The organism is Streptomyces panaciradicis, from assembly GCF_023516615.1.
GTDB classification, from domain to species: Bacteria; Actinomycetota; Actinomycetes; order Streptomycetales; family Streptomycetaceae; genus Streptomyces; species Streptomyces panaciradicis.
The window spans coordinates 1-560 of sequence record NZ_JAMGBF010000056.1 but is presented as its reverse complement, the minus strand read 5'-3'; the positions used below and the strand labels follow the sequence as shown (position 1 = coordinate 560).

Annotated in this window: 1 pseudogene; it reads right to left on the bottom strand. The window is 68.0% G+C overall.

From position 1 onward, the window contains the following. Positions 1-560 (bottom strand): annotated as a pseudogene (locus M8J74_RS20285) (glycogen debranching enzyme); the annotation flags it as partial.

Below are 560 nucleotides of genomic sequence, written 5' to 3'. Positions count from 1 at the left end.
GCGCAGTTCCAGCACGCCGGGCATGTCCGTCTCGCCCTCGGCGCCGCAGTTCCAGGACCGGTTGTCGCTCTCGCCGTCCCGGTTGCCCTCGCCGTTGGCCTCGTTGTGCTTGTCGTTGTACGACACCAGGTCACGCAGGGTGAACCCGTCGTGCGCGGTGACGAAGTTGACGCTGGCGCGCGGGCGGCGCCGATTGTGCTGGTAGAGGTCGGAGGAGCCGGTCAGGCGCAGGGCGAACTCGCCGAGCGTGTGTTCCTCCGCCCGCCAGAAGTCCCGTACGGCGTCACGGTACTTGCCGTTCCACTCCGACCACAGCGGCGGGAAGTTGCCCACCTGGTAGCCGCCCTCGCCCACGTCCCACGGCTCCGCGATGAGCTTCACGCGGCTGATGACCGGGTCCTGCTGGATCAGGTCGAAGAACGCCGACAGCCGGTCCACCTCGTGGAACTGCCGCGCCAGGGTGGCCGCGAGGTCGAAGCGGAATCCGTCGACGTGCATCTCGGTCACCCAGTACCGCAGCGAGTCCATGATCAGCTGCAGCACGTACGGGTGCCGCATCA